Annotated in this window: 2 protein-coding genes; both read right to left on the reverse strand. The window is 65.7% G+C overall.

The annotated features are described in order from the left end of the window. Positions 1 to 76 precede the first annotated feature (76 nt). Positions 77 to 574, reverse strand: coding sequence for a 2-amino-4-hydroxy-6-hydroxymethyldihydropteridine diphosphokinase (folK, locus tag AC3AYF_RS20405; protein ID WP_295041391.1), 498 nt, complete (start codon positions 572 to 574; stop codon positions 77 to 79). Next, on the reverse strand, positions 567 to 2,006 hold the full coding sequence (pcnB, locus tag AC3AYF_RS20410) for a polynucleotide adenylyltransferase PcnB (protein WP_295041393.1): 1,440 nt from the start codon (positions 2,004 to 2,006) through the stop codon (positions 567 to 569). The genes folK and pcnB overlap by 8 nt, the downstream gene beginning before the upstream one ends. Positions 2,007 to 2,095 lie beyond the last annotated feature (89 nt).

The following is a 2,095-nucleotide window of genomic DNA, read 5'->3' on the forward strand; positions in this document are numbered from 1 at the left end:
CCGACAGGGCGATGCGGAGCAGAGTGTAGTGAGTTGCCCACCAGACGCAACACGACATTGGCGGCATGCCGAGGGTTCACGCCGGCAGACGGTGCAGCGTCTGATCTTCCAGCCTGTTTGCCAGACTCCCCGGCAGCTCGCCGCCGAGGGAGAGCGTCGGCGCGATTTCAGCCAGGGGTTCCAGCACGAATCGGCGATGCATCATCTCCGGATGGGGCAGGGTAAGACGAGGGGAGTGGCAAGTGAGGCCCGCGTACCACAGCAGGTCCAGATCCAGCGTCCGGGGCCCCCAGTGGCGATGCCGCACACGGCGATGGCGCTGCTCGATCGCCTGGAGCTGGTCGAGCAGCGCCAGCGGCGAGAGTCGAGTGCGCACGGCGACGACGGCGTTGACGAAATCGGGTTGATCCTGGGGGCCGACCGGAGCGCTGGCGTAGAGAGAGGAGACGGCAACGCGCTCGCTCACCGGTAGCGAGGCCAGTGCCGACACTGCCCGCGCCAGTTGGTCACGGGGCGACTCCAGGTTGCTGCCCAGGCCGACATAGGCCAGGGCGAAGCGTCGGTGGTCAGTCATCCAGCGTCGGCGGTGTCGGCTTGTTGGTCGGCCGCCGACGCTTGCGCGGGCGTCGACGGCGGGGTTTGGGACTCGTTCCCGCCGGATTGCCGTTGCCGCCGCCGGTGTCGTTGGCGAGTAGCTGGCGCTGCCCCTCCTCGTCCGCCTGCTGGAATTCGGTCCACCAGGCACCCAGGCCCGGGGCCAGCTCGCCGGCTTCCTCGCGCAGCAGCAGGAAGTCGTAGGCGGCGCGGAAACGCGGATGTTCCAGTGTCTGGAAGACCCGACGGCCGCGTCGGCGCGGGAGTTGCTGCTGAAGATCCCAGATCTCGCGCATCGGGATGCTGAAGCGCTTGGGGATCGAGGTATGTTGCAACTGACGACTGATGACCTGCTGCGCGGCGGCCTGCTGAGCCGGGACGTCCGGCAGGTCCTGCTCGTGGGCGATGCGCGGAGTGCGCTGCTGGACGCAGGGCCACAGCAGGGCGCCAAACAGGAAGGCAGGCGTGACCGGCCGATCCTGGGCGATCCGCGCATCGGTGTTGGTCAGCGCCTGCTCGACCAGCTTGACCGCCCAGGGGTGCTCGTCGAGGACTTCGTCGCTCTCTGGGAACAGCATCGCGAACAGGCCATGATCACGCAGCACCCGGAAGCTCTGCAGCGCGTGCCCGGAGAGGAACAGCTTGAGCACTTCCTCGAACAGCCTCGCCGGCGGGATCTGCAGCAGCAGCGGGGCCAACTCGCGAATCGGTGCCTCGGTACCTTCTTCAATCCGGAAGTCGAGCTTGGCGGCGAAACGCGCGGCGCGCAGCATACGCACCGGATCCTCGCGATAACGGGTTTCCGGATCGCCGATCAGACGGAGCACGCGATCGTCCAGATCCTGTAGACCGCCGGTCCAGTCATGGATGGCGAAGTCGGTCACGCTGTAGTAGAGCGCGTTGACGGTGAAGTCGCGACGAATCGCATCCTCCTCGACGCTACCCCAGACGTTGTCGCGCAGCAGCAGGCCTTCGTCCGACTGCTGGCTGTGATTGCCCGCGTGCTCCTCGCCATGCCGCCCGCGAAAGGTCGTGACCTCGATCACCTCGCGCCCGAAGCGGACGTGAACGATACGGAAGCGCCGGCCGATGATCCGGGAGTTGCGAAATAGCTGACGCACCTCGTCCGGTGTCGCGTTGGTGGCGACGTCGAAATCCTTGGGCCGGTTGCCGAGCAGGGAGTCCCGAATGCAACCACCGACCAGGTAGGCGTCGTAGCCGGCGCCATTGAGTCGATACAGTACCTTGAGAGCGCTTTCGCTGAGATTCTGACGCGAGACGTTGTGTTCGTCGCGAGGAAGGACTTGTCGGGTGGTCGTGGTCTCTTCGGCCGCCTGAGCGGATTCCGGGCCGAAGAAAGTCTTCAAACGTTCACCGGGACGCTGGAGAAAACGGGAAAATCCTTTGAACATGCGGCGAAATCGACTCGCGAGGTAGCAAAACCTCAGTGTAGCGGTGGCCAGAAGGCTTGCAAAGGCAATGGGGGGACGAGGGGGCGATC

This window comes from Salinicola sp. (assembly GCF_982684285.1).